Source organism: Priestia sp. SIMBA_032 (assembly GCF_046535215.1).
GTDB lineage: Bacteria > Bacillota > Bacilli > Bacillales > Bacillaceae_H > Priestia > Priestia aryabhattai.
Window position 1 is genome coordinate 1 of the sequence record NZ_JAWRXD010001733.1, and the last position, 228, is coordinate 228.

General features: G+C 43.4%; 1 protein-coding gene. It reads right to left on the reverse strand.

From position 1 onward, the window contains the following. On the reverse strand, window positions 1–228 hold a 228-nt coding region (locus SB717_RS40135; protein ID WP_410908971.1), incomplete at both ends, for an AMP-binding enzyme.

The following is a 228-nucleotide window of genomic DNA, read 5'->3' on the forward strand; positions in this document are numbered from 1 at the left end:
TTTCACCACGCACTGGATCAGGAATACCAATTACACCTGCTTCTGCAACAGCAGCATGCTCGATTAATTTACTTTCTACTTCAAACGGACCAACGCGCTCACCTGACGTCATAATTACATCGTCAATACGTCCTTGGAACCAGAAGTATCCATCTTCATCCATATAGGCAGAGTCACCTGATACGTACCAATCTCCCGGCATGAAATAAGATTCATACTTTTTCTGGT